Genomic DNA, 20,656 nt, shown 5'->3' with positions numbered 1-20,656 from the left:
CGTATTCGCAAGTCAAAACAGTCCACCCTCCGTGAGTGCGTCCCGCGCCGTGTGCTACAATCCGCGTGTATGTTCCGTTCCCTGGTCTTTGCGCTTGCCCTTGCCCTCGTCACGCTCTTAGGCGACGCGTGCTCTCCCGCCGCGCCTGCGCCCGCGCCGACCGCCGGCGCCGAGCTTGCCGTCCACTTCGTGGACGTGGGCCAGGGAGACGGCATCCTGGTGCGGACGCCGGAGGGCAAGGTGATGGTGATTGACGGCGGCCCCCGCCAGTCCGGCCTGGTCGCGTACATGCGCAAGGTCGGCGTGCAGCAGGTGGACGTGATGGTGGGCACCAACGCGGACGCCGACCACATCGGCGGGCTGGTGGACGTGCTGAACGCGTTCCCCGTGAAAGAGGTCTGGGTCAGCGGCCAGCCGAACACCACGGTCACCTTCGAGCGGTTCGTGGACGCGGTGGAGCGAGCCAAGGCGAAAGGGGTGGTCGCGCGCCGCGGCGACGTCATCCGGCTGGGCAGCCTGGAGGCGCATGTGCTGCACCCCGTGGACCCGTTGTTCCCCGACCGGAACAACAACTCCGTGGTGGTGCGCCTGGAGTTCGGCAAGGTCAGCTTCCTGTTCACGGGCGACGCCGAGCGTCAGGCGGAGGCGAGCATGCTCAGCGCGGGTGTGCCGCTGCGCTCCACCATCCTCAAGCTGGGCCACCACGGCTCTCGCACGTCCAGCTCCCCGCAGTTCGTCGCCGCCGTCCAGCCGGAGGTGGCCGTCTATCAGGCGGGCCGCGACAACTCCTACGGCCATCCGCACAAAGAGACCCTGCAGACCGTTCTGGCCGCGGGCGCCAAAATCTATGGCAACGACACGCGCGGCGCCATCGTCATCCGCACGGACGGGCAGACGTACCAGGTCACGACGGAGCGCTAGCCGTGGAGAGAGCGGTCATTGACCGGATTGACGAGGGGCAGGCTGTGTTGCTGGTCGGCGACGAAGAGCGACAGCTCGTGGCGCCGCTGACGAAGCTGCCCCCGGGCGTCGCGCCGGGCGACTGGCTGAAAGTGACGCTAGACAGGGGGGAGCTTGTCGAGGCTGTGCCGGACGCGCGGGAGACGGCCCGCCGCAGGGCGCGCATTCAGGTCAAGATGGACAGGATATTCAAGCGGCCCGGCCAGTCGTAGCGTCGGTCGGGGAGCGGCTAGTCCTCGTCTTCGACAGGCTGCGCCGGTTGCTCCTGGAGCGGGTGGGACCGCACCGTGACGCCCAGCGCGGGGTCAAACTCCACGATGGAGACCTCGCCCAGAGTGTCGGAGAAACCGGAGCCCGCGGGCGAGCCGGAGTACCGGCAACGGACGCCCTGCTGGGAGATGTCCAGCGGAATGTGCCAGTGCCCCAGCGCGACGTAGTCGCACCCGGCGCCGGCGATCTCCGCGGGATAGATGGGGGACGACCTGCCGGACACCCCGCCGCTCGGCTCGAAGTGCCCGTGCGCGATGCCCACGAACCAATTGCCGTTAGCCCGCGCCGGAATATCTGTCAGAGGATGAAACCCGGGGTGGTGTTCCTCCATTGCTTTGCCCCAGAACGTGACGCCTTTATCGGGCAGATGCACCAGCTCGCCGGCCCCGCCGCGGATGAGCTTGACGTTGGGGCACTCGGCTTCCACATTCACCCGGTGGTACAAGGAGTTCGCGTCATAGACGTCGTGATTGCCGGGAAGAACGACGACCTGTCGCCCCGCGCGGTTCATCTCCGCGATGGCGAACGCGATGACATCGTTCTCCACCCGGGCGTGGTCGAACAGGTCCCCCGCAACGACGACGATGTCCACGTCCAGCTTGTGGGCGGTGTCAATAACAGCGGTGAAGGCGCGTTTAACCAGGAGGGGATTGCTGTCCCATCCCAGGTGCACATCCGAGGTGTGCAACAGGCTAACGCGCCGATGCTCAGTCAAGGCCACCAACTCCTCCCCCGAAATTCGTGGTCCCCGCTACATCGGTCTAGCATGAGATTCATTTCTATCCTAACATAAGCCCACTGACCGCCACAAGCCGCCACTGGACAGGAGACGCCGTGAGCAGTATCTTGGGCTGCTGGAGCACCCCGACAAGGAGGACATGATGCAGTTCCAGGCCGACCTTATCGAAACGCCAGGCCCCGATGACGCGGTTGAGCTGTTCTTTCAAAAGGGATGGACTGACGGCCTGCCCGTGGTCCCGCCGACGCCCCAGAAGGTGGAGCGCATGCTCGCCGCAACCAGGCGCAAGCCGGACGAGGTGTTGGGCCCCATCCCGCCGAAGTACTGCCCGGCCACCGTGGAGAAGCTGGCCATCAACGCGGTGATGGCGGGCTGCCTGCCGGAGTATTTCCCCACCGTCCTGGCCGCTTTTGAGGCGCTGCTGGCGCCGGAGTTCAACCTGAACGGCGTGCAGACCACCGCGCACATCGCCTGCCCGCTGATTATCGTGAGCGGGCCGGTGGTGCAAAAGCTGGGCATCAACGCCTCCTGGGGCGTCTTCGGGAACGGCTACCGCGCCAACGGGACAATCGGTCGGGCCGTTGCTCTGGGCCTGTGGAACCTGGGCGGCGCGCGCCCCGGCGAGACGGCCCGCAAGAACCAGGCCCATCCCGGCAAGTGGACATACTGCATCGGCGAGAACAACAAGGAAAGCCCTTGGGCGCCCGTCCACACCGACCACGGCGTGCCCGCCGAGGCCAGCGCCGTCACCGTCTTCGGCTGCGAGTCGCCGCACTACGTGGGCGCCATCTGCGAGTCGCGGGCGGTCATGATGACCATCTGCGACACACTCGCCACCCTGGGGAACAACAACGTGGTGACCATGGGCCAGACGCTCGTGGCCCTGGGCGCCTATCACGCCAATCAGCTCGCCCGCGACGGGTACTCCAAGCAGGACGTCCAGCATTTCATCTGGGAGCATGCGCGCAAGCCGCTGGGGTTCATCAAGACGGGCGGCTACTACAGCCTTGAGAAAGAGCTGAACTCCTGGCCCAAGTGGGTGGACCGCAATAACGACGACGCCCTGGTGCCGATAGCATATAGCCCGGACGATATCCACATCGTCGTCGCGGGCGGCTGGGGCCGCAACTCCAGCGTCTGCCCCGGATGGGGCACCTTCGGCGGGTTCATGGCCAGCCGGGAGATCAAAGAGTAGGTCTTCAAGGCGGCGCTGAGGGCTGCTGTGAGGCCCTCACCCCCTTGGTCCCCCTCTCCGACGGAGAGGGGGAGAGATAAAGCGAGTACGGGAGGACACCTCCCGTGCCCTCCGGCAGGGGCATCGCTCCCTGCACTGCACCCGTGGACTTGCGCTGCTATTTCTAGGACGGGATGCCAGCGCAGGGCTGAGGCTTCGTGGTAGGGTCTCCGTTCGGAATCCGCAGTACGAGGGAGTCCAGAGGGGGAGTCACCCCCTTTGACGGGGGCGCTGGGGGTGTCCCCCAGTATCCCTCTTTCTCTGGACAGGAAGGGGGCCATGGGAATGGTTGAAGGGGGTATTCAACACTCTGCTAGCCGCTGCCGGTGGCGCCCCTGTCCGCGCCCGCGTTGAAGACGGCGCTGAGAGTCCTGTTCATCACGGTGTAGGACATGGTCTGCTTGAACCCGGCGACGAACGCCAGTAGGATGACGCCGTTCGGGTTCAGTCGCGGGAGGCCCGCAACGCCATCCGCAACGTGAGCGCCGCCCGTGACGGCGAGGTACCCTGTCGCGGACAGCAGATAGACCACGATCCCCAGGCCCGCGCCCAGCGCGGGGTTGAGCACGTACCACAGCCAGAACCGCGCGTCGAACGTGCGCTCACCGAAGCGCTGCCAGAGCGCGAAAAGCGCGTCCAGGACGCCGCCCATCGCGCCCCAGAGCACGGCGGTCACCGGTAGCCACGCCGCGCCGCCATCACCGCTCAGCGCATCCGACTCCGGGTACAGCCGCAGTGCTCCGAAGGCGAGCCATGCCAGCGCGCCAAGCCACGCCACGCAGTAAGCCGCCAGCGGCAGTCCCACCCGCGTCATCGCACGGTCTCTTGGACTCCCGCGACCTGATGAGCAGCCGCCTGACCTCCTCCGTCGCCTCGACGACTCTCCGCGGGTCGGGGCGCTCGCTGCCCAACTCCGCGCGGGCCTGGCCGAGAAGCGCGACGCACCGGCGGGCAAAGGCGTCGCCCGCCGCCTGCTCCGCCACCAGCGCCATGAGCGCATCAACGTCCCGCCCCAGGCTCTGCCGGACATCGGCGGGCTGGCCCGGCGCGGCCTCCGCCTGGGCGCGCACGCCGAGGACGCGGGCTGCGTAAGCGGGATCGTGGACGCGGAGCCAGGCAGGGAAAGGCATGGAAAGTCCTGCCCTCAACGGGATGTTTGCTCAGCAGGGGCGTGGAAAGAGGTCTAGCCCGCCAGCGCCGCGCGGACGGCCTTGAGAAGGGCTTTGTCCTCCTCCGGGAGCACGGTCCGCGGGTCGAGGAGCAGCATCTCCTGGTCAATGCGCGCGATGACTGGCGGGTCGTTCCGGCGCAGGCGCGCCGCGAGGCCGGTCGCGCCGCTCTCCGCGTTGGGCACGGAGAGCGCCACCAGGCGCGTGGGCAGCGTCTCGCCGGGGAGGCTTCCGCCGCCCACGGTGGACTCGCCGTCCACCACGTGCGCAACGTCGCCCAGCGCGGCGGCCCATGCCCTGGCGCGGCGGTCCAGCTTCCTGGCGGACATGGAGACCATGCGCCAGACGGGTATCCTGTCCGGCGCTTCGTTTTTGACATAATGAATCAGCGTCGCGGCCAGAGCGGCCAGGGAGAGCTTGTCAATGCGCACCGCCCGCGCCAGCGGATGGCGTTTCAACTGGTCAATGACATCCTTGCGCCCCACGGCAATGCCGCACTGAGGCCCGCCCAGCAGCTTGTCGCCGGAGAAGAAGACGGCCGCGGCGCCCGCCGCGACCCCTTCCTGCGGAGTAGGCTCGTGGGCCAGCCCGAAGGCGGTCGTATCCAGCAGGCATCCGGAGCCGACGTCGTACAGGACGGGGATGTGCGTGCGCTGCCCCAGCTCGACCAGCTCCTCCAGCGTGGGGTGGTGCGTGAAGCCTACGACGCGGAAGTTGCTGGAGTGGACGGCGAGAAGGGCCGCGGTGTTCTCCGTGATAGCGCCGTCGTAGTCGGACACGTAGGTGCGGTTGGTGGTGCCCACCTCCACCAGCGTAGCGCCGCTCTGGCGCAGCACATCCGGGATGCGGAAGCCGCCGCCGATTTCCACGGCCTCGCCGCGGGAGACGACGACCTCCTTGCCCCGGCAGAGGGCGGAGAGGCCCAGAAGGATCGCGGAGGCGTTGTTGTTGACGGCGAGGGCCGCCTCCACGCCGGTGAGCTGGCACAGGAGGTGCTCCACGTGGGCGTGGCGCGACCCGCGCTGGCCGGAGGCCAGGTCGAACTCCAGCGTGCTGTAGCCGCGGCTCACGGACGCTATCGCGTCCAGCGCCTCGCGGCTCAGGGGCGCGCGGCCCAGGTTGGTGTGGATGATGACGCCCGTGGCGTTGATGACGGGGCGCAGGCTGGGACTCCACATGACCTCGGCGCGGGCGCGGACGGACTCCACCAGGATGTCAAGGGTCGGACCGGGCTTGCCCGCACGGATGAGGCCGCGGGCCTCCTCCAGGCGGGAGCGCACCAGGTTGACGACCGCCTCCCTGTCGTAGGTGGTCAGCAGTTCGCCGATGCGCGGGTCCGCGAGCACCCTGTCAACGCTGGGAAGGGCGCGGAAGTCGGACGTGCTCACCGTCAGGGCCTCCCTTTCCGTAGTAGAGTGCGTCTGCACAGTATCGTAGCATATCGGGCAAGAGGGATGTGACGCGGGTGACGCCGCGCCGTTCGGGTGGGGCCGTCCCGTGACTTGACACGCGCGTCATGTCTGTGTATTGTGGGCGCGACGGCCCGGCTTCGATTTCCGAAAGGGAGCCGCGCCGAGGATAGTGCATTAGTCAGCCAAGAGGAGGACAGTATGCCGGTCCAGATGGTGGAGATCCTTCTGCCCTCGGCGGAAGCGGGCGCGGCAAAGCAGAAGGTATCGCCGCGCATTCCCAGCCTCAAGGGCAAGACCATCGGCTTCATTGACAACGGGTGGCGGAGCCTGGGCATCGTCTTCGACGAATACACCAAGATGCTCAAAGAGAACGAAGGCGTGGTCAAAGTCATCCACAAGAAGAAGGGCGCGTCCAGCCCCACGCCCAAGGCGGCGATGGAGGAGCTGGCCCAGGCGGACGCGGTGATCTGCGGTCTGGGCAACTGAGGCTCCTGCACAGCGTGGTGTATCCACGACAGCGTCGAGCTGGAGAAGCGGGGAGTCCCCACCGTTACTCTGTCCACCAAGTTCTTCGAGTCCCTCGCCAACGCTTCGGCGAAGGGCAAGGGCATGTCCGACCTGCCCCAGGTCATTCTGCCCTTCCCTCTGGAAACTCTGCCGGAAGCGGAAGTCCGCGCCCACGCGCGCAAGGCGTTTTCCGCCGTCGTGGGGGAGCTGACGGGGGCGATGCCCAAGATTCCAACAAAGGCCTAGTCCCACAAGCACGCAATCGAAAGTCGAGGCCCAGGATTGTCCCGGCGGGCGGTCCGGGCCTCGACTTGTGTGACCAGTAATCTTCAGTCAAAGGGAGGTTATCCTATGTCTCCGGATTTCAAGCTCAGCTCCAGCCGCGTCCAGGTCGAGGATTCCGTTGAGGCCGTCAGCGAATACCTCCTCTCGAAGCAGTTGAGCGACGGCCTGCCCGTCGTGCCGCCCACGGAAGCGCGGGTGCGGGCCTTCGTCGAGTACACCCGCAAGGACCCCAAGCAGAAGATCGCGGTGGTCGCGCCCCTGAACGGCGAGGCGACCGTCGAGAAGATCGCGGTCAACGCGGTCATGGCGGGGTGCAAGAAGGAATACATGCCCGTGCTCCTCGCCGCCGTGTCCGCGATGGCGGAGCCGCAGTTCAACCTGAACGGCATGCAGGCCACCACCAACCCGATCGCGATCCTGGTCATCATCAACGGCCCCATCCGCGACGAGCTGAACGTCAACTACAAGTCCGGCCTCTTCGGGCCGGGCTGGCAGGCCAACGCGACCATCGGGCGGGCGGTGCGCCTCATCCAGCTCACCCTGGGAGGCGCGTGGCCCGGCACTGTTGACAAGGCCACGCAGGGGTCTCCCGGCAAGTACACTTTCTGCATCGCCGAACACGAAGAGGAGAACCCCTGGGAGCCGCTGCACGTGGAGCGCGGCTTCAAAAAGGACGAAAGCACCGTCACGGTCTCCGGCGTGCAGGGTACGCAGAACGTCCTGGAGGGCAGCCCGACCCCGGAGGAGGTTCTTGTGACCTTCAAGTACGCCCTGCGTGACGTGGGCTGCAACAACTTCCACATGGGGAAGGGCGAGCCGGGGCTGCTGCTGTGCCCCAGCCACGTGGGCCTGATCAAGCGCATCTTCGCCACCAAGAACGATTTCAAGCAGTGGGTGTGGGAGAACACGAAGGTGCCGGCGGACTGGATCTCCCTGCGCAAGAAGGAGCAGGAGACCTGGCCGGGCCGCGAGATCAACGGCAAGGTGCCCATGGTCCGGCGCTGGCAGGACTGGATGGTCATGGTGGGCGGCGGCGACGGCTCCCTGCACTCCACGTTTCTGCCGACATTCGGCGACACCATGTCGGTGACGCGGCGCATCGAGCGCTAGGCGTCCGGGCGCCGCCCGCGCCGTCAGGCAGCTTCGTACTGTAGGGGGTCATCTCATGTCCCCGGATGTACGCCTTGTGTCCATCAAAGTCCAGGTCCAGGACTCGTTGGAGGCCATCAACGAGTACCTGCTGTCGAAGGGCATGAGCGATGGCCTGCCCGTCGTCCCGCCCACGGAGGCGCGGGTGCGGGCCTTCGTCGAGTACACCGGCAAGGACCCCAGGCAGAAGATCGCGGCGGTCGCGCCCCTGAACGGCGAGGCGACCGTCGAGAAGATCGCGGTCAACGCCGTCATGGCGGGGTGCAAGAAGGAATACATGCCGGTGCTCATCGCCGCCGTCGCCGCGATGGCGGAGCCGCGGTTCAGCCTGAGCGGCATGCAGGCCACCACCAATCCCGTCGCGCCGCTGCTCATCATCAACGGCCCCATCCGCAACGAGCTGAATGTCAACTACAAGTCCGGTCTCTTCGGGCCGGGCTGGCAGGCCAACGCCACGATCGGACGGGCGGTGCGCCTCATTCTGCTGAACCTGGGCGGCGCCAGGCCCGGCGCCGTGGACAAGGCGACGCAGGGGTCTCCCGGCAAGTACACCTTTTGCATCGCAGAAAACGAGGAGGAGAACCCGTGGGAGCCGCTGCACGTGGAGCGCGGCTTCAAGAGGGAGGACAGCGCCGTCACGGTCTCCGGTGTGCACGGCACGCAAAACATCATTGAGTCCAGCCCGGACCCGGAGGACGTCCTCCTGACCTTCAAATACGCACTGCGCGACGTGGGCTGCAACAACTTCCACATGGGGAAGGGCGAGCCGGGGCTGCTGCTGTGCCCCAGCCACGTGGGCCTGATCAAGCGCATCTTCGCCACCAAGAACGACTTCAAGAAGTGGCTGTGGGAGAACACGCAGGTGCCGGCGGACTGGATCTCCCAGCGCAAGAAGGAGCAGGAGACCTGGCCGGGCCGCGAGATCAACGGCAAGGTGCCCATGGTCCGGCGCTGGCAGGACTGGATGGTCATGGTGGGCGGCGGCGACGGCTCCCTGCACTCCACGTTCCTGCCGACGCGCGGCAGCGCCATGTCGGTGACGCGGCGCATCGAGCGGTAGGCCGGGCGCACGGTGCGGTCACATACCAACACAGGGAGGTGAGCATGTTCCCACGAGGTAGCGGGCCTCTGCTGGCCGTCTTCGCCAACTGCAAGGACCCCACGCGGGAGGATGAGTTCAACCGCTGGTATGACACCGTGCATATCCCGGACGTGGTGCGCACGCCCGGGATCGTGGACAGCCAGCGCTACACCTGCGTCTATCCGCGCGCCGGCAAAATCCAGTACATAGCCGCCTACACGCTGGACACCAGCGACTTCCCCAAGCTGGACGCGGACCTCGGCGCGATGCGCCAGGCCGAGGCGGACCGCGGGCAGTGGAGCGCACTCCTGAGCGCGCCGGTGAACGGCGTCTTCGCGCCTCTGGGCAAGCGGCACAGCAACGCGGCGGCGGGACGCAAGCCGACGGGCATGCTGGTGGTCGTCTCCAACTGCGCCGACCCCGCGCGGGAGGCCGAGTTCCATCGCTGGTACGACACGGTGCATCTCCCGCACGTGCTGCAGGTACGGGGCATGCTCTCTGCCCAGCGCTACAAGTGCGTGCACCAGCGCTTCGGCCTGAGCGGATACATGGCCGTGTACGACATTGACGTGGACGACTACCAGAGGATGGACCAGGACCTCCGCAGTTCGGTCGAGAGAGAGAAGGCGCGGGGGGAGCGCCCCGTGCCGGAGCTGAACACCGTCGTTCTCAGCGGCTTCTACAAGCCCCTCGGCGGAACGCAGCGGCGGCCCGCGTGAGCGCGGCGCGCAGCTCTCCGGCCTACTCGACGATTCGGGCTACCAAGAGGTCTTTTCAAAAGTCCGAGGCTTCGTCCTTCGACAAGCTCAGGACGAGCGGAACATTAGCTGCCGCTCATGGTGAGCTTGTCGAACCATGAGGGAGTTTGAACGCATCTGCGTAGTTTCAAGGGTTTTAGGATGAGTCCAAGAGACACGAGAAATGACGATAGCTGAAATCCGCGGCAAGATATCAGATACGAACCTGAGCGAAATGAGGGAAGACCTGCTCACGTCTGATATCTTTGGCTCATTTCGTTACCTGCCGCCGAGTACGGGTGTGCTCCCATTTCTGCAAACGGCGAAGACGATAGACGGACGTCCGTTTGCACTTGATATGGAAGTGCAGCATGTCCATTGGTCGTTCTGGCCGTGGTTGAACCGCAAAGGCTACAGCGATTGCGAGCCAGATGTCGTCATTGGCCTAGAGGGCGATGAGCATCGGACGCACGTTGTGATGATTGAGGCCAAGTACTGGTCGCCCAAGTCCAACAGCAAAGAGGGGGACGATTCTGAAGGAAAGGACGACAGCCCGGGTGACCAGTTAGCCAAAGAGCTCGATTGCCTTCAGGGAGTTAGACCGACAGACCTCAAATGGGATTCCAAACTTAGCATCGTTTCCAGGGATTTGGTCTTTGTCACCGAGCACGTCGTTTTGCCTCGTCCAGATATCTCTGAGTCTCTGGAAGCATACCGTCTGAAGAACAACGCCGAATCGCCAATCTACTGGACTACCTGGAGACTCCTTCCTCGGATCATTGAGAGACAGATAGCTGGAACGAGCGATGTATATCAAAGAAATGTCTTGGAAGACATGCTTCAACTTCTTCGGCGCAAGGCATTGACTATGTTTGAGGGTATTGATCCCGTCACAACGTACTTCCCGCGTGAGAAATTCGCCTTCTACTTTTCTGGCCCGAAAGTGAACGTGTACAAATGGCCTCGGTTCAGTCCGATTCCCGAGGAAGTGCTTGCTTATCGTTATAGGAGGGGCGCACATGCAAGATAAGACCACGGCGTCACCTACAAAGAGCTTGTTCGTTACCCTCAAGAGTCTTTATGTTCAAGCACAACAGTTGCTACTAGATAGCGATCGGTTAATGGACGAACAAGGCTGGCAATCTGTCAACACTTACGCACCCCAGGGGTTCTCTTACTTACTGAATGCTCCTGAGCGATGGTTTGCGCGTTGGGCTGTGAGGTTCTATGAGCCGCCCAGTGTAAGTGGCGATGACTTAGTGAAAGAACTGAAATTCGTTAGTGTGCACTTCGCCTCGGACCAGGATACCGAAGTAGAGGATCCGCTTTTGGTAGCTGGTATGCACGTTTTTCAAAGCGCGATGCCAAGAGAACGCGCGCGCGAGAGCTACGAATACTGGCTTTGCAAGAGTTGGTTTTGGGATTGGGGGAAGACGGAAAGAACGGTGGGTACGTGGCATCAATGGAACCCGTCCAAACCCGTTCCGGCCGCTAATTGTGTGAAGTCATTTGCGGTGCCATTGTATGAGATCAAGTCGAGCAAGGAACTCAAGGAGTTGGTGATTGATAAGCTGTTTGCGGAATGACAAGAGACGCGCTCGAAAGACAGGATGCATCGCTCTGAGGGGGGTGCCGTGCTTGTAGCAGAGCACACGGCGCTGCTCGTCGCCGTCGTCAACAGCAGGCAGCCCGGGCAGGACGACGCCCTGCGAACGTGGTTGACGTCTGTGCACATGCCCAACATGGCGCGGACGCCCGGCGTCGTGTCCGGCCGGTTGTTCACTTGCGTCCATCAACGCTACGGGAAGGGGCAGTACGTGCTCCTCTACGAGCTGGATGTGACCGACCCAGGCGGCTTCAACGACGCCCTGGAGCGCGAGAGGGATGCGGAGAAGGCGCGCGGCGAGTGGCGCGACCTCGCGGCCATCGTCGTCGTCGGCATCTACACGCCGATGGGGCCGACGCGGCCCTCCGGCCAGAGCGGGACGGCCAACGCCATGACTGTCGTCATTACCAACTGCAATGACCCGGCGCGGGACGCCGAGTTCAACGTATGGTACGACACGGTGCACGCGCCCAACGTGCTGAAGACGCCCGGCGTGCTCTCCGCGCGGCGCTACGTGTGCGCCCGGCAGCGGATTGGCAATGGACGGTACCTCGCTCTCTACGAGCTGGCCATTGACGACGCGCGGACGTTCAACCGCGACCTGCAGGTCCGCGCGGACGAGGAGAGGGCGGCGGGCAGGCGCAGCCCGCTGCTGGAGATGGTCGTCAGCGGCGTGTACAGGCCCGTGGGCGCGGCGGTCCGCCCGCCGAACGGCTAGGGGGCGCGGTGAGTGACCTGCCGGGCGGCGGAATCGGCCACCGTCGCGTTTACTACGGCTGGCTGGTGCTGGCGGCGACGTTGACCGTCGGCTTCGTCCAGGTCGCCTCGCGGAACCCTCTTCTGTCCGTGTTCATCAAGCCCATGACCGCCGAGTACGGCTGGAGTCGCGCCGAGGTGTCGCTCATGGCGGGCGTCGGCTTCGCCATCGGCGGCGTCGTGGCGATGGCCGTCGGGCCGCTCATGGACCGCTACGGGCCGCGCCGGTTCATCGTCGCGGGCGTCGCCATCCTGGGGCTGAGCTTCATGGCGATTTCGGGCGTGTCCGCCGCGTGGCAGTTCTACGTCCTGCTCAGCCTGGGGCGACTGGCGGACGTGGGCTTCATGGAGCTGGGCGGGAGCGTGGCCGTCGCCAACTGGTTTTTCCGCCGCAGGGGGCGCGCGCTCGGCTTTTACTCGGTGGCGACGCGCGTCGGCACCGCGATATGGCCGCTGCTGGCGCAGGTGTTCATTGTCGCCTACGGATGGCGGGCCGGTTGGCTGGCCGTGGGCGCGGGCGTACTCGTCTTCGCGCTGGTGCCCGCCGCGCTGTTCCTGCGCCGACGCCCGGAGGACATGGGCCTGACGCCGGACGGCCTGCCTGGCGCGCCCTCGGCATCAGGGGCGGGCGCGGCGAAGGTGGAGACCTCGTTCTCCCTGCGGCAGGCGTTGCGCACCCCCGCCATGTGGCTGCTCATGGTCGCGAACTGCTTCGCCCTGATGGTCGCCATCGCCATCAACCTCCACATGTACCCGCGCCTGACGGACGCGGGCCTGTCGGAGAGCGTCGCCATCATAGTGCTGACGATGGTGGCCGTGCTGTCCGGGGCGGGCGCCCTGATCTGGGGCTTCATCGTGGAGCGGCTGCACGTGCGCTGGTCCATGCCGCTTGCGATGGCATTGTGCGCCGTCGGCCTCGTGCTCCTCGTCTTCGCGCGCACCCCCGCGATGGCCTATGCGTACGCGGTCGTGTACGGGCTGGCGCTGGGCGGCTTTCTGTCGCTCACGCCGACGATGTGGGCTACGTACTTTGGCCGCGAGTCGCTCGGCGCCATCCGGGGCTTCACGTTCCCCGCGCTGCAACTGCTGGCCGCGCTGTCGCCGGTGTTCGCGGGCTGGGTGTACGACGTGAGCGGCAGCTACACGTGGGCGTTTATTCCGTTCGCGGGGCTGTACGTGGTCGCGGCGGCGCTGGTTGCGATGGCGCGCGTGCCGGAACGCCTGGCGCGGGCGGCTGTATCGCCGACGTGACCGAGGCGCGCGACGATGTCCCACCTACGAGGAGGAAGACCATGCAATTGGTGAAGTTCGGCGCGGTCTATCCCCAGCCGGAGGGCGGCGTGGACGTCCTCGACTTCGCGGACAAGATCGAGGCGTGGGGCTACGACTCCATCTGGCAGGGCGAGCACATCACCAACTGGTGGCGCCCCACATTCGACGCCATGACGGTGTGCGCCGCGTTCGCCGCCCGCACGAAGCGCGTGCAGATAGGCACGTCCATCGTCCTGCTGCCGCTCCACCATCCGACCATTCTGGCGAAGGAGGCCGTCACGCTGGACCACGTCTCCGGCGGGCGCTTCATCCTGGGCGTGGGCATCGGCGGCGAGAACAAGCGGGAATTCGACTCGTGCGGCGCGCCCCACGCGGAACGCGGTCGCCGCGCCAACGAGCAACTGGAGGTGATGCGTAGCCTGTGGACGGACCAGAAGACCACCTATCAGGGGCGCTATTTCACCCTCCAGGACACGACGATGGACCCCAAGCCGCTGACGCCGGGCGGGCTGCCCGTATGGGTGGGCGGGCGTCGCGATGCCGCGCTGCGGCGCACCGCGCGCTACGCCCAGGGGTGGATGCCCTACCTCTACGCGCCGGAGCAGTACCGCGACGGCTGGGCGCGCGTGCAGGCGTATGCGCATGAGGCGGGGCGCGACCCGGCCGGCATTACGCCGGGGCTGTACCAGTTCATCTGCGTGGGACGCACCGTGGCGGAGGCCGCGCGCGTCGCGGCCCAGTCGCTTCAGGAGCGCTACAACCAGCCCTTCGACAAGGTTGTGGAGCGGTACGTGGTGCTTGGCACGCCCCAGGACTGCGCGCGGCGTCTGGAGGAGTTCATCGCCGCGGGGGCGCGGCACATCCTGTTCTCGCCGACGTGCCCGCTCGACGAGGTGATGGCCCAGTTCGAGGCCATCGCCCGCGACGTCCTGCCGCTTGTCCGGCGCAAGGAGAGCGCGGGCTAGCCCAGAGCCATCTTTGGTGAGTCCAGAGGGAGTGCAACCCCTTGACGGGGGTCTGGGGCCTGTCCTGAGCGAAGCCGAAGGAGTGTCCCCCAGATTCGTTTCTCTATCTCCCTCTCCCAGTTCTGGGAGAGGGAGACTCAGAGGGTGAGGGTCTCCCAGCCTCTAGCTCTCCACCGAGCGGCGGACCAGCGTGGTGAGGAGGAACCAGAGGCCCAGGGTGATCGCCGCCAGAACAAGGTACTGGATGTCGTTGGCGTCCAGGCGCTTGGCCGTGACGAGCCGCAGCAAGGTGGTCGCCAGGACAAAGAGGGGCAGGCCCAGGCCCAGCGCGTACGCGAGCCAGCGCAGGCCGCCGCTGCTCTTCAGCGACCGCTCCTTCTCCCAGTCGGACTTGGCGCTGGTATAGCCGAAGGTGAGCACTAGGAGGAGCCAGCGCGGCATCTGGATTTTCTTCTGGTCGTGCCATGCCTCGGTCAGATGGGCGCAGGCCCAGAACCAACTCCCGCCCACGGCGAGCGCCGCTCCGAAGACGGCTGACCCGATGATGAGACCCGTAACCTCAGGAGACATGGACTGCCCTCGTGCTAGAATGCTGCTATTCTACACGCTGGCGCGAGATGTGCAAGCAGCGCGTCCGTCACGCGCCGCCGGTGTCTTGCGTCGGTCGTGTATGATAGGGAGAAGGCGGGGTGTGGCGCAGTCCGGCCAGCGCGCGTGGTTTGGGACCACGAGGCCGCCGGTTCAAATCCGGCCACCCCGACCACCTCGTTTTGACCCCTCCCTATGCGCGATCACGGCAACCCGTTGCTGTTCCTCCGCGTTCAACGTCACCGCCTCCACCAGGTGACATTTGCACGGGGCCATGAGAGGGTGTCATTATCACAGAACTACCACACGCCTCTTTCGCCCGCGAGACGCCTGTGGTATAATCCGCCTTTGGCTCGCGCGTAAACTGCCTAACGAAGCTTTAGGACGATGATCGAGGCCTATAACCTTACCAAATATTACGGCGACTTCCTCGCGATAGAGGACGTGTCCTTCAAGGTGGGCAAGGGTCAGATAGTGGGCTTCCTGGGCCCGAACGGCTCCGGGAAGACCACGACCATGCGCATCCTGACGGGCTTCATGCCACCGTCGTCGGGCACGGCCAAGGTCGCCGACCACGACATCCTGGAGGAGTCGCTGGAAGCGCGCCGCAAGGTGGGCTACCTCCCCGAGACCGTCCCCCTCTACACGGACATGACCGTGCGGTCATACTTGGACTTTCAGGGCACCCTCCGGGGCATGACCAAGAAGCGCCTGCGGACGCGCCTGGGCGACGTCATTGACGTGTGCAGACTTGGCGACTATCGGGACACCATCATCGGCAAGCTCTCCAAAGGCTTTCGGCAGCGCGTGGGCATCGCCCAGGCGATTCTGCACGAGCCGGATGTCCTCATCCTCGACGAGCCGACTATCGGCATTGACCCGCGCCAGGTCGTCGAGACGCGCCAACTCATCAAAGGCCTGGGGAAGGAGCATACCCTCCTCCTCAGCACCCACATCCTGCCCGAAGTCAGCATGGTCTGCGAGCAGGTCATCGTCATCAATGACGGGCGGATTGTGGCGGTGGACAAGCCGGAGAACCTCTCGGCGCGCCTGCGAGGCTCGGAGCAGCTCCGCATGGAAGTGCGCGGGCCGTCCAAGGACGTACTGACCAAGCTGCGCTCCGTGAAAGGCGTCCGCGAGGTGAAGTGGACACCCGGCGTTGGCGACCGCAATGGCTACATCATCGAGGCGCAGCCGGGTCTCGACCTGCGCGAGGAGATGGCGAGGCTGGTGGTCAACAGCGGATGGGGCCTGCAGGGGCTGCAAACGGGCGGCCTGAGCCTGGAGGAGATCTTCCTGAAGCTGACTACGAAGGAGGAGCTCTAGCCCGTGCGGAACATTCTTACCATCGCCAGCAAGGAGATACGGACGTACTTCGGCTCTCCGATGGCATATGTGATTACAGCGGTCTTCCTGGTGATCTGCGGCTACTTCTTCGCGACAAGCCTGAGCAGCGCCTTCCCGGAAGCCACCACACGCGGGTTCCTGTTCCCCGCCGCCTTCGTCCTCATGATACTGACGCCTTTGCTCACAATGCGCCTCTTCGCTGAGGAGGCCAAGATGGGCACGCTGGAGCTGCTGCTCACCGCGCCGGTGCAGGACTACCAGGTCGTGCTGGGTAAATTCCTCTCCTCCCTGGCTATTCTGGCGGTGATGATCGCCGTGACCGGCTACTACGCCATCATCCTGCTCATCTACGGAAACCCGGATGCGGGCCCCATTCTGAGCGGTTACCTGGGGCTTTTCCTTCTGGGTGCCTTGTTCCTGGCCGTCGGGGTCTTCGCCTCGTCCTTGACCAGCAACCAGATCGTGGCCGCCGTCCTGACCTTCGGCCTCCTGCTCCTCATGTGGGTTATCAACTCGGCGGGTGGCGTGTTCAGCGGCATCCCGAAGGAGATCTTCGACTACCTTTCACCGCCCACGCACTTCCGCGACTTCGCCTTTGGCGTCATTGACACCAAGGATGTGGTGTACTTCGTGAGCATCGCGGCGGCCTTCCTGCTGTTCACCGTGCAGTCCGTTTCCGCCCGGAGGTGGAGGTAACGTGACGCAGACTCCCATCGAGCCCCAGGAACCCCGCGGGCTGGGCGCGGCCTTCCGCCGCCTCTTTTCCCTGCTCAACGCCGTAAGTCTGGCGTTGCTGGGCGGAGGTATCCTATCGCTGGCGGCGGCCCTCCTCACGGCGCTGCTCCTGCCCAACCTGGCTTCGTACACCTTGACCCTCGCGGCATTGGGCGTGTTCCTGCTTTTGCTGTTCGTGGTCATCGCCTTCCGAACGGTGAAGACGGCCTTCCTGGGCCGCAGCGGACGGTACGGCAGCAACGCCGTCGTCATGGCCTTCGCGTTCGCCGGCCTCATGGTCCTGGCCAACATCATCGCCGCCCGCAACACCTACCGGATGGACCTGACCGCCTCCAAGCAGTTCTCACTCGCTCAACAGACGGTTGACCTGCTGAAACGGCTGGACCAGCCGGTGGAGGCCGTGGGCTTCTTCACAGCCACCGACCCGGTGCTCTCTCGACTCCAGGACCAGTCCGAGAGCCTTTTCAAGGAGTACCACTACCAGTCGCCCAAGTTCACGTACAGATTCGTGGACCCGGACGCCGAGCCGGGCGTCGCGCGGCAATTCGAGATCAGGGGGACCGACGACTACGGCTCCGTGGTCTTCGCCTCCGGCACGCGCCGCCAGAAGGTGCCCGCCAGCAACCTGACCGAGCAGGATTTCACCGGCGCCCTCTTGCGCGTGACCGGCAAGGAACTCAAGAAGATTGTGTTCCTGGCCGGACATGATGAACGCGACCCCGTCAGCTTCATCGAGACGGGCGTGGGCGAGGCGACGCGCGGTCTTCAGCGAGACAACTACGATGTTCAGGCGCTGAACCTGACCGCCGACCCTGCCGCCCCGAACAAGCTCAACTCCGCCGCCGTGCTCATTATCTCGGGGCCGAAGAAAGACCTGCTGGAGCCGGAGAAGAAGATACTGGAAGACTACCTGCGTCAGGGAGGAAAGCTCCTCATACTGCTGGACCCCAACCCGCCCTCGAGTTTCGTGGACATCCTCAAGAAATGGGCTGTGGACGTCCTGCCCGGCACCGTGGTGGACCAGATCAGCTTCGCCGTGCCGGACGTGACCGCCCCGGCGGTGCAGCGTTCCCAGTACCTGTTTGACCGCATCACCGCGTCGCTGGACACCACCTTCTTCCCGGCGGCCACGTCGTTCAAGTCGCTTATCAAGGAGCCGAAGCCGTCGGACACGGTCAAGCTCTCCCCCGTCGCCGTTTCCAGCCCCCGAAGCTGGATGTCCCAGGCCCCGCAGAAGCCTGACTTCGACCTCAAGCGCGGGGACCTCCAGGGACCCTTGGTGCTCGCGGTGGCCGTCGACGGCTCGGCGCCTCTGGGCGAAACCAAGGCGCCCGGCGCGCAGTCGCGGACGCGCATCATCGCCATCGGCGACTCGGACTTCGCGACGAACCAGTACTTCTACTCCCTGGGCAACAGCGACCTGTTCCTCAACAGCATCAACTGGCTTGCTGAGGACGAGACGCTCATCTCTATCCGGCCCAAGCCGGCGGGCATTCGCCTGATAGTCCTGACCCAGCTCGAGTTCCGCTACATTCTGTGGTCCAGTATCGCGCTCTTGCCGCTGGTGCTGGTGGGGGTGGGCGGCATCGTGTGGTGGCGCAGACGGTAGGCGGCTAGCATAAGATATGAGCTTCCGCTTCACCATAATCCTTGTCGTCGCGCTCATCCTGGTCGGCGGGTATGTCTATTTCTATGAGCTGCGCCGCCCGACTCAGTTCGTCACGCCGCCCCTCTGGTTCTACAACCTGGAGATGGACCGCATCAGCGGGATTGACGTCACGTACAAAGACAAGAAGGTCTCCTTCGTCCGTGACCCCGCGGACAAGTCCTTCCACTTCACCGACGCCGCAAAGACGCCCGTCAACCTGGAGCGATGGGGAGGCATCACCCTCCTCCTGAGCGGCCCGCAGTCCAAGCGCCTCCTCTGCGCGGAGACCGGCAAGGCCAGCCTGCCGCCTCCCTGCAACAACCCGGACATCTACGAGAACTACGGGCTGAAGAACCCCTCCGTGGTCGTGGACGTGACTCTGGAGGACAAGGATGACCAGACGGGCAAGCTCGCCTACAACACGTTCACCCTCTTCATTGGCGACCAGACGCCCGACGGCCAGAACCACTACGTGCAGATGAAGGGCTTCCCCCAGATATTCCTGGTGGACGGCAGTTGGGGCGCTGTCCTCTCCCGCCTGGTCACCGAGCCGCCCTACATTCCCGCACCCACGCCCACGTTCGCGCCTACGCCCACGTTCGCGCCACCCACGCCGACGAAGCCCGCCTCCTAGCGCCGAAACGCCTCCGAGTCCGCAGGGGGTCGCCATGCGTTACGCGCTGGACGGCATCCGGGTCCTGGACCTCTCGCAGATGTGGGCCACGCCCGGCGCCGCCATGTACCTCGCCGATCAGGGCGCCGACGTCGTCAAAGTCGAGCCGCTCTGGGGCGACGACGCCCGTCGCACGTTCACGCAGCCCCCGCTCCCCACCGGCGACAGTCGCGCGTACCTTGTCGTCAACCGCAACAAGAAGGGCCTGGCGCTGGACATCACCAAGCCGGAGGGCCGCGACGTCGCGCTGCGCCTGGCGGACAGGTCGGACGTGCTGCTGCACAACTTCCGGCCCGGCGTCGTTGAGCGGCTCGGGCTGGGCTACGCAGCACTGCGCAAGCGCAACCCGCGGCTGGTCTATGTGTGGGTCACGCCCTACGGCCGCAAGGGGCCGTACGCCTCCTGGCGCGGCTACGACCGCCTCTTCCAGGCGCTCTCCGGCGTCATGGGGCGTCGGCGACTGCCGGACGGCACGCCGCAGGGCGCGGGCGTCTGGGTCTCCGACATGGCCGCGCCCATGCTCGTCTCCTACGGCGTCGCGCTCGCCCTGCTGGTCCGCGAGCGCACGGGCCGCGGCCAGATGGTGGACACGTCGCTGCTGCAGGTCGCCATCGCCATGCAGGCCGTCGAGATGGTGCGCCTCGAAAGCGAGCGCCGCGCGGCGAAGACGCCAGGCCCCGACCTCGCGGCGCAGGCGATGTTCGGCTGCTATCGCTGCGCCGACGACCGGTGGCTGACCATCGTCGTCATCAGCGACAAGGAGTGGCGCGCGCTGTGCAAGGCGCTGGACGTGCCGGACATGGCGGACGACCCCGCGTACGCGACATCGCTGAAGCGCGGGGAGCGCAGCGACGACCTGTACCAGCTCCTGTCCGGCCTGTTCGAGACGCGCCCGCGCGACGCGTGGATGCGCGCCTTCCGAGAGCATGACGTGCCCGGCGCGCCCGTGCTCGACCCGTCGGAGGTGTACGACCACCCGCAGGTTGTCGCGAACCGCATGTTCACGACGGTGCGTCAGCCGGAGGTGGGGCCGGTGAGCATGTTCAACGTGCCGCTGCGCCTGTCCGAGACGCCGGGCCGCGTGCGGACGCCCGCGCCGCTGACGCTCGGCAGGCACACCGCGAAGGTGCTGGCGGAGGCCGGGTACACGCCCGCGGAGGTGCGCGCGCTGCGGAAAAAGGGCGTGGTGAAGTAGCGAGCGACGCGTTGACGCTCCTCTGTCACACAGGATGGCCCCGCGCCGACTGTTACGCACCTCTGGGCCAAGCCAGCGTCAACATCATTGCGAGCGAGTCCGCGAGCAGCAATCCGCCATGCCCCTGTGGAACGCCACAAGGGGATGAAAATGTGGCCGCCAACCCGTCATTCCGGACTTGATCCGGAATCCAGGCCAGCGACCTTCGTGGATTCCGGCGTTCGCCGGAATGACAAAGGGGCCACGTTCACGGCAATCTGGTGAGGCATGGGGCTGCGCCTACCGCCATCCCGGCACAGCCATCCGCCACCCCATCACGTTGCCACGC

23 protein-coding genes and 1 tRNA gene are annotated in these 20,656 nt (G+C 65.6%); 19 read left to right on the top strand and 5 right to left on the bottom strand.

All coding sequences use genetic code 11. The annotated features are described in order from the left end of the window. Positions 1 to 69: 69 nt before the first annotated feature. Entirely contained in the window at positions 70 to 921 is an 852-nt protein-coding gene (locus tag Q7T26_00190) for a ComEC/Rec2 family competence protein (GenBank protein MDO8530581.1), read from the top strand. Positions 922 to 923: 2 nt separating this feature from the next. Then, entirely contained in the window at positions 924 to 1,172 is a 249-nt protein-coding gene (locus tag Q7T26_00185) for a DUF3006 domain-containing protein (GenBank protein MDO8530580.1), read from the top strand. 17 nt (positions 1,173 to 1,189) lie between these two features. Here Q7T26_00185 and Q7T26_00180 read toward each other — a convergent pair whose 3' ends face one another. Beyond that, positions 1,190 to 1,945, bottom strand: a complete 756-nt coding sequence (locus Q7T26_00180; GenBank protein MDO8530579.1) for a DNA repair exonuclease — start codon at positions 1,943 to 1,945, stop codon at positions 1,190 to 1,192. A 163-nt stretch (positions 1,946 to 2,108) separates the two neighbouring features. Between Q7T26_00180 and Q7T26_00175 the strand changes: the two genes are divergently transcribed. Beyond that, complete coding sequence (locus Q7T26_00175; protein ID MDO8530578.1) at positions 2,109 to 3,164, top strand: hypothetical protein; 1,056 nt, start codon at positions 2,109 to 2,111, stop codon at positions 3,162 to 3,164. A gap of 352 nt (positions 3,165 to 3,516) precedes the next feature. Here the strand turns inward: Q7T26_00175 and Q7T26_00170 are convergent, their stop codons facing one another. Genes Q7T26_00170 through selA form a run of 3 tightly spaced genes read right to left on the bottom strand, consistent with a single transcriptional unit; the run spans position 3,517 to position 5,760 of the window. Beyond that, entirely contained in the window at positions 3,517 to 4,017 is a 501-nt protein-coding gene (locus Q7T26_00170; protein ID MDO8530577.1) for a hypothetical protein, read from the bottom strand. Then, positions 3,902 to 4,333, bottom strand: coding sequence for a hypothetical protein (locus Q7T26_00165; protein ID MDO8530576.1), 432 nt, complete (start codon positions 4,331 to 4,333; stop codon positions 3,902 to 3,904). Before Q7T26_00165 ends, Q7T26_00170 begins: the two co-directional genes overlap by 116 nt. 53 nt (positions 4,334 to 4,386) lie before the next feature. Beyond that, on the bottom strand, positions 4,387 to 5,760 hold the full coding sequence (gene selA, locus Q7T26_00160) for an L-seryl-tRNA(Sec) selenium transferase (GenBank protein ID MDO8530575.1): 1,374 nt from the start codon (positions 5,758 to 5,760) through the stop codon (positions 4,387 to 4,389). A gap of 222 nt (positions 5,761 to 5,982) precedes the next feature. Between selA and Q7T26_00155 the strand changes: the two genes are divergently transcribed. From Q7T26_00155 to Q7T26_00110, 10 genes are all read left to right on the top strand, one after another. Beyond that, positions 5,983 to 6,270 (top strand): hypothetical protein, encoded by a 288-nt coding sequence (locus tag Q7T26_00155; protein ID MDO8530574.1) that lies wholly within the window; start codon positions 5,983 to 5,985, stop codon positions 6,268 to 6,270. A 123-nt stretch (positions 6,271 to 6,393) separates the two neighbouring features. Next, on the top strand, positions 6,394 to 6,537 hold the full coding sequence (locus Q7T26_00150) for a hypothetical protein (GenBank protein ID MDO8530573.1): 144 nt from the start codon (positions 6,394 to 6,396) through the stop codon (positions 6,535 to 6,537). A 105-nt stretch (positions 6,538 to 6,642) separates the two neighbouring features. After that, positions 6,643 to 7,686: a hypothetical protein gene (locus Q7T26_00145; GenBank protein MDO8530572.1), complete on the top strand. Its 1,044-nt coding sequence runs from the start codon at positions 6,643 to 6,645 to the stop codon at positions 7,684 to 7,686. Between the two features lie 55 nt (positions 7,687 to 7,741). After that, positions 7,742 to 8,785 (top strand): hypothetical protein, encoded by a 1,044-nt coding sequence (locus tag Q7T26_00140; protein MDO8530571.1) that lies wholly within the window; start codon positions 7,742 to 7,744, stop codon positions 8,783 to 8,785. A gap of 44 nt (positions 8,786 to 8,829) precedes the next feature. Beyond that, positions 8,830 to 9,525 carry a hypothetical protein gene (locus Q7T26_00135; protein MDO8530570.1) on the top strand — a complete coding sequence of 232 codons (696 nt, stop codon included), beginning with the start codon at positions 8,830 to 8,832 and terminating at the stop codon, positions 9,523 to 9,525. 202 nt (positions 9,526 to 9,727) lie between these two features. Further along, complete coding sequence (locus tag Q7T26_00130; GenBank protein ID MDO8530569.1) at positions 9,728 to 10,573, top strand: hypothetical protein; 846 nt, start codon at positions 9,728 to 9,730, stop codon at positions 10,571 to 10,573. Further along, the gene (locus Q7T26_00125; GenBank protein ID MDO8530568.1) at positions 10,563 to 11,129 is read left to right on the top strand and encodes a hypothetical protein; all 567 of its coding nucleotides are present in this window, start codon (positions 10,563 to 10,565) and stop codon (positions 11,127 to 11,129) included. The genes Q7T26_00130 and Q7T26_00125 overlap by 11 nt, the downstream gene beginning before the upstream one ends. A gap of 48 nt (positions 11,130 to 11,177) precedes the next feature. Then, a complete protein-coding gene (locus Q7T26_00120; protein ID MDO8530567.1) occupies positions 11,178 to 11,867 on the top strand; it encodes a hypothetical protein in 690 nt (229 codons plus the stop codon). Positions 11,868 to 11,875: 8 nt separating this feature from the next. Beyond that, positions 11,876 to 13,156 carry an MFS transporter gene (locus Q7T26_00115; GenBank protein ID MDO8530566.1) on the top strand — a complete coding sequence of 427 codons (1,281 nt, stop codon included), beginning with the start codon at positions 11,876 to 11,878 and terminating at the stop codon, positions 13,154 to 13,156. 41 nt (positions 13,157 to 13,197) lie between these two features. Further along, positions 13,198 to 14,142: an LLM class flavin-dependent oxidoreductase gene (locus Q7T26_00110; GenBank protein ID MDO8530565.1), complete on the top strand. Its 945-nt coding sequence runs from the start codon at positions 13,198 to 13,200 to the stop codon at positions 14,140 to 14,142. Positions 14,143 to 14,304: 162 nt separating this feature from the next. Here the strand turns inward: Q7T26_00110 and Q7T26_00105 are convergent, their stop codons facing one another. Beyond that, positions 14,305 to 14,712 carry a hypothetical protein gene (locus Q7T26_00105; GenBank protein ID MDO8530564.1) on the bottom strand — a complete coding sequence of 136 codons (408 nt, stop codon included), beginning with the start codon at positions 14,710 to 14,712 and terminating at the stop codon, positions 14,305 to 14,307. Positions 14,713 to 14,827: 115 nt separating this feature from the next. Here Q7T26_00105 and Q7T26_00100 point away from each other — a divergent pair. The 6 genes from Q7T26_00100 to Q7T26_00075 all read left to right on the top strand — a co-directional run bounded on the left by Q7T26_00100 (position 14,828) and on the right by Q7T26_00075 (position 20,328). Beyond that, a tRNA-Pro gene (locus Q7T26_00100) sits at positions 14,828 to 14,905 on the top strand. Between the two features lie 212 nt (positions 14,906 to 15,117). Continuing rightward, positions 15,118 to 16,056 (top strand): ATP-binding cassette domain-containing protein, encoded by a 939-nt coding sequence (locus Q7T26_00095; GenBank protein ID MDO8530563.1) that lies wholly within the window; start codon positions 15,118 to 15,120, stop codon positions 16,054 to 16,056. A 3-nt stretch (positions 16,057 to 16,059) separates the two neighbouring features. Then, complete coding sequence (locus Q7T26_00090) at positions 16,060 to 16,773, top strand: ABC transporter permease (protein MDO8530562.1); 714 nt, start codon at positions 16,060 to 16,062, stop codon at positions 16,771 to 16,773. Position 16,774: 1 nt separating this feature from the next. Beyond that, positions 16,775 to 18,421, top strand: a complete 1,647-nt coding sequence (locus Q7T26_00085; GenBank protein MDO8530561.1) for a GldG family protein — start codon at positions 16,775 to 16,777, stop codon at positions 18,419 to 18,421. Positions 18,422 to 18,437: 16 nt separating this feature from the next. Continuing rightward, a complete protein-coding gene (locus tag Q7T26_00080) occupies positions 18,438 to 19,094 on the top strand; it encodes a DUF4340 domain-containing protein (protein MDO8530560.1) in 657 nt (218 codons plus the stop codon). A 34-nt stretch (positions 19,095 to 19,128) separates the two neighbouring features. After that, positions 19,129 to 20,328, top strand: coding sequence for a CoA transferase (locus Q7T26_00075; GenBank protein MDO8530559.1), 1,200 nt, complete (start codon positions 19,129 to 19,131; stop codon positions 20,326 to 20,328). Positions 20,329 to 20,656: the final 328 nt, after the last annotated feature.

Source organism: Dehalococcoidia bacterium (genome assembly GCA_030648205.1).
Classification (GTDB): domain Bacteria; phylum Chloroflexota; class Dehalococcoidia; order JAUSIH01; family JAUSIH01; genus JAUSIH01.
The sequence above is the reverse complement of the archived record's forward strand: the minus strand, read 5'-3'. Positions and strand labels throughout refer to the sequence as shown.

Coding starts and splice junctions, on each gene's coding strand:
- Q7T26_00175 (MDO8530578.1), top strand. CDS start 2,109: ATGATGCAGTTCCAGGCCGACCTTATCGAAACGCCAGGCCCCGATGAC.
- Q7T26_00095 (MDO8530563.1), top strand. CDS start 15,118: ATGATCGAGGCCTATAACCTTACCAAATATTACGGCGACTTCCTCGCG.
- Q7T26_00165 (MDO8530576.1), bottom strand. CDS start 4,333: ATGCCTTTCCCTGCCTGGCTCCGCGTCCACGATCCCGCTTACGCAGCC.
- Q7T26_00130 (MDO8530569.1), top strand. CDS start 9,728: ATGACGATAGCTGAAATCCGCGGCAAGATATCAGATACGAACCTGAGC.
- Q7T26_00155 (MDO8530574.1), top strand. CDS start 5,983: ATGCCGGTCCAGATGGTGGAGATCCTTCTGCCCTCGGCGGAAGCGGGC.
- Q7T26_00145 (MDO8530572.1), top strand. CDS start 6,643: ATGTCTCCGGATTTCAAGCTCAGCTCCAGCCGCGTCCAGGTCGAGGAT.
- Q7T26_00105 (MDO8530564.1), bottom strand. CDS start 14,712: ATGTCTCCTGAGGTTACGGGTCTCATCATCGGGTCAGCCGTCTTCGGA.
- Q7T26_00125 (MDO8530568.1), top strand. CDS start 10,563: ATGCAAGATAAGACCACGGCGTCACCTACAAAGAGCTTGTTCGTTACC.
- Q7T26_00080 (MDO8530560.1), top strand. CDS start 18,438: ATGAGCTTCCGCTTCACCATAATCCTTGTCGTCGCGCTCATCCTGGTC.
- Q7T26_00190 (MDO8530581.1), top strand. CDS start 70: ATGTTCCGTTCCCTGGTCTTTGCGCTTGCCCTTGCCCTCGTCACGCTC.
- Q7T26_00150 (MDO8530573.1), top strand. CDS start 6,394: ATGTCCGACCTGCCCCAGGTCATTCTGCCCTTCCCTCTGGAAACTCTG.
- Q7T26_00135 (MDO8530570.1), top strand. CDS start 8,830: ATGTTCCCACGAGGTAGCGGGCCTCTGCTGGCCGTCTTCGCCAACTGC.
- Q7T26_00075 (MDO8530559.1), top strand. CDS start 19,129: ATGCGTTACGCGCTGGACGGCATCCGGGTCCTGGACCTCTCGCAGATG.
- Q7T26_00140 (MDO8530571.1), top strand. CDS start 7,742: ATGTCCCCGGATGTACGCCTTGTGTCCATCAAAGTCCAGGTCCAGGAC.
- Q7T26_00110 (MDO8530565.1), top strand. CDS start 13,198: ATGCAATTGGTGAAGTTCGGCGCGGTCTATCCCCAGCCGGAGGGCGGC.
- Q7T26_00170 (MDO8530577.1), bottom strand. CDS start 4,017: ATGACGCGGGTGGGACTGCCGCTGGCGGCTTACTGCGTGGCGTGGCTT.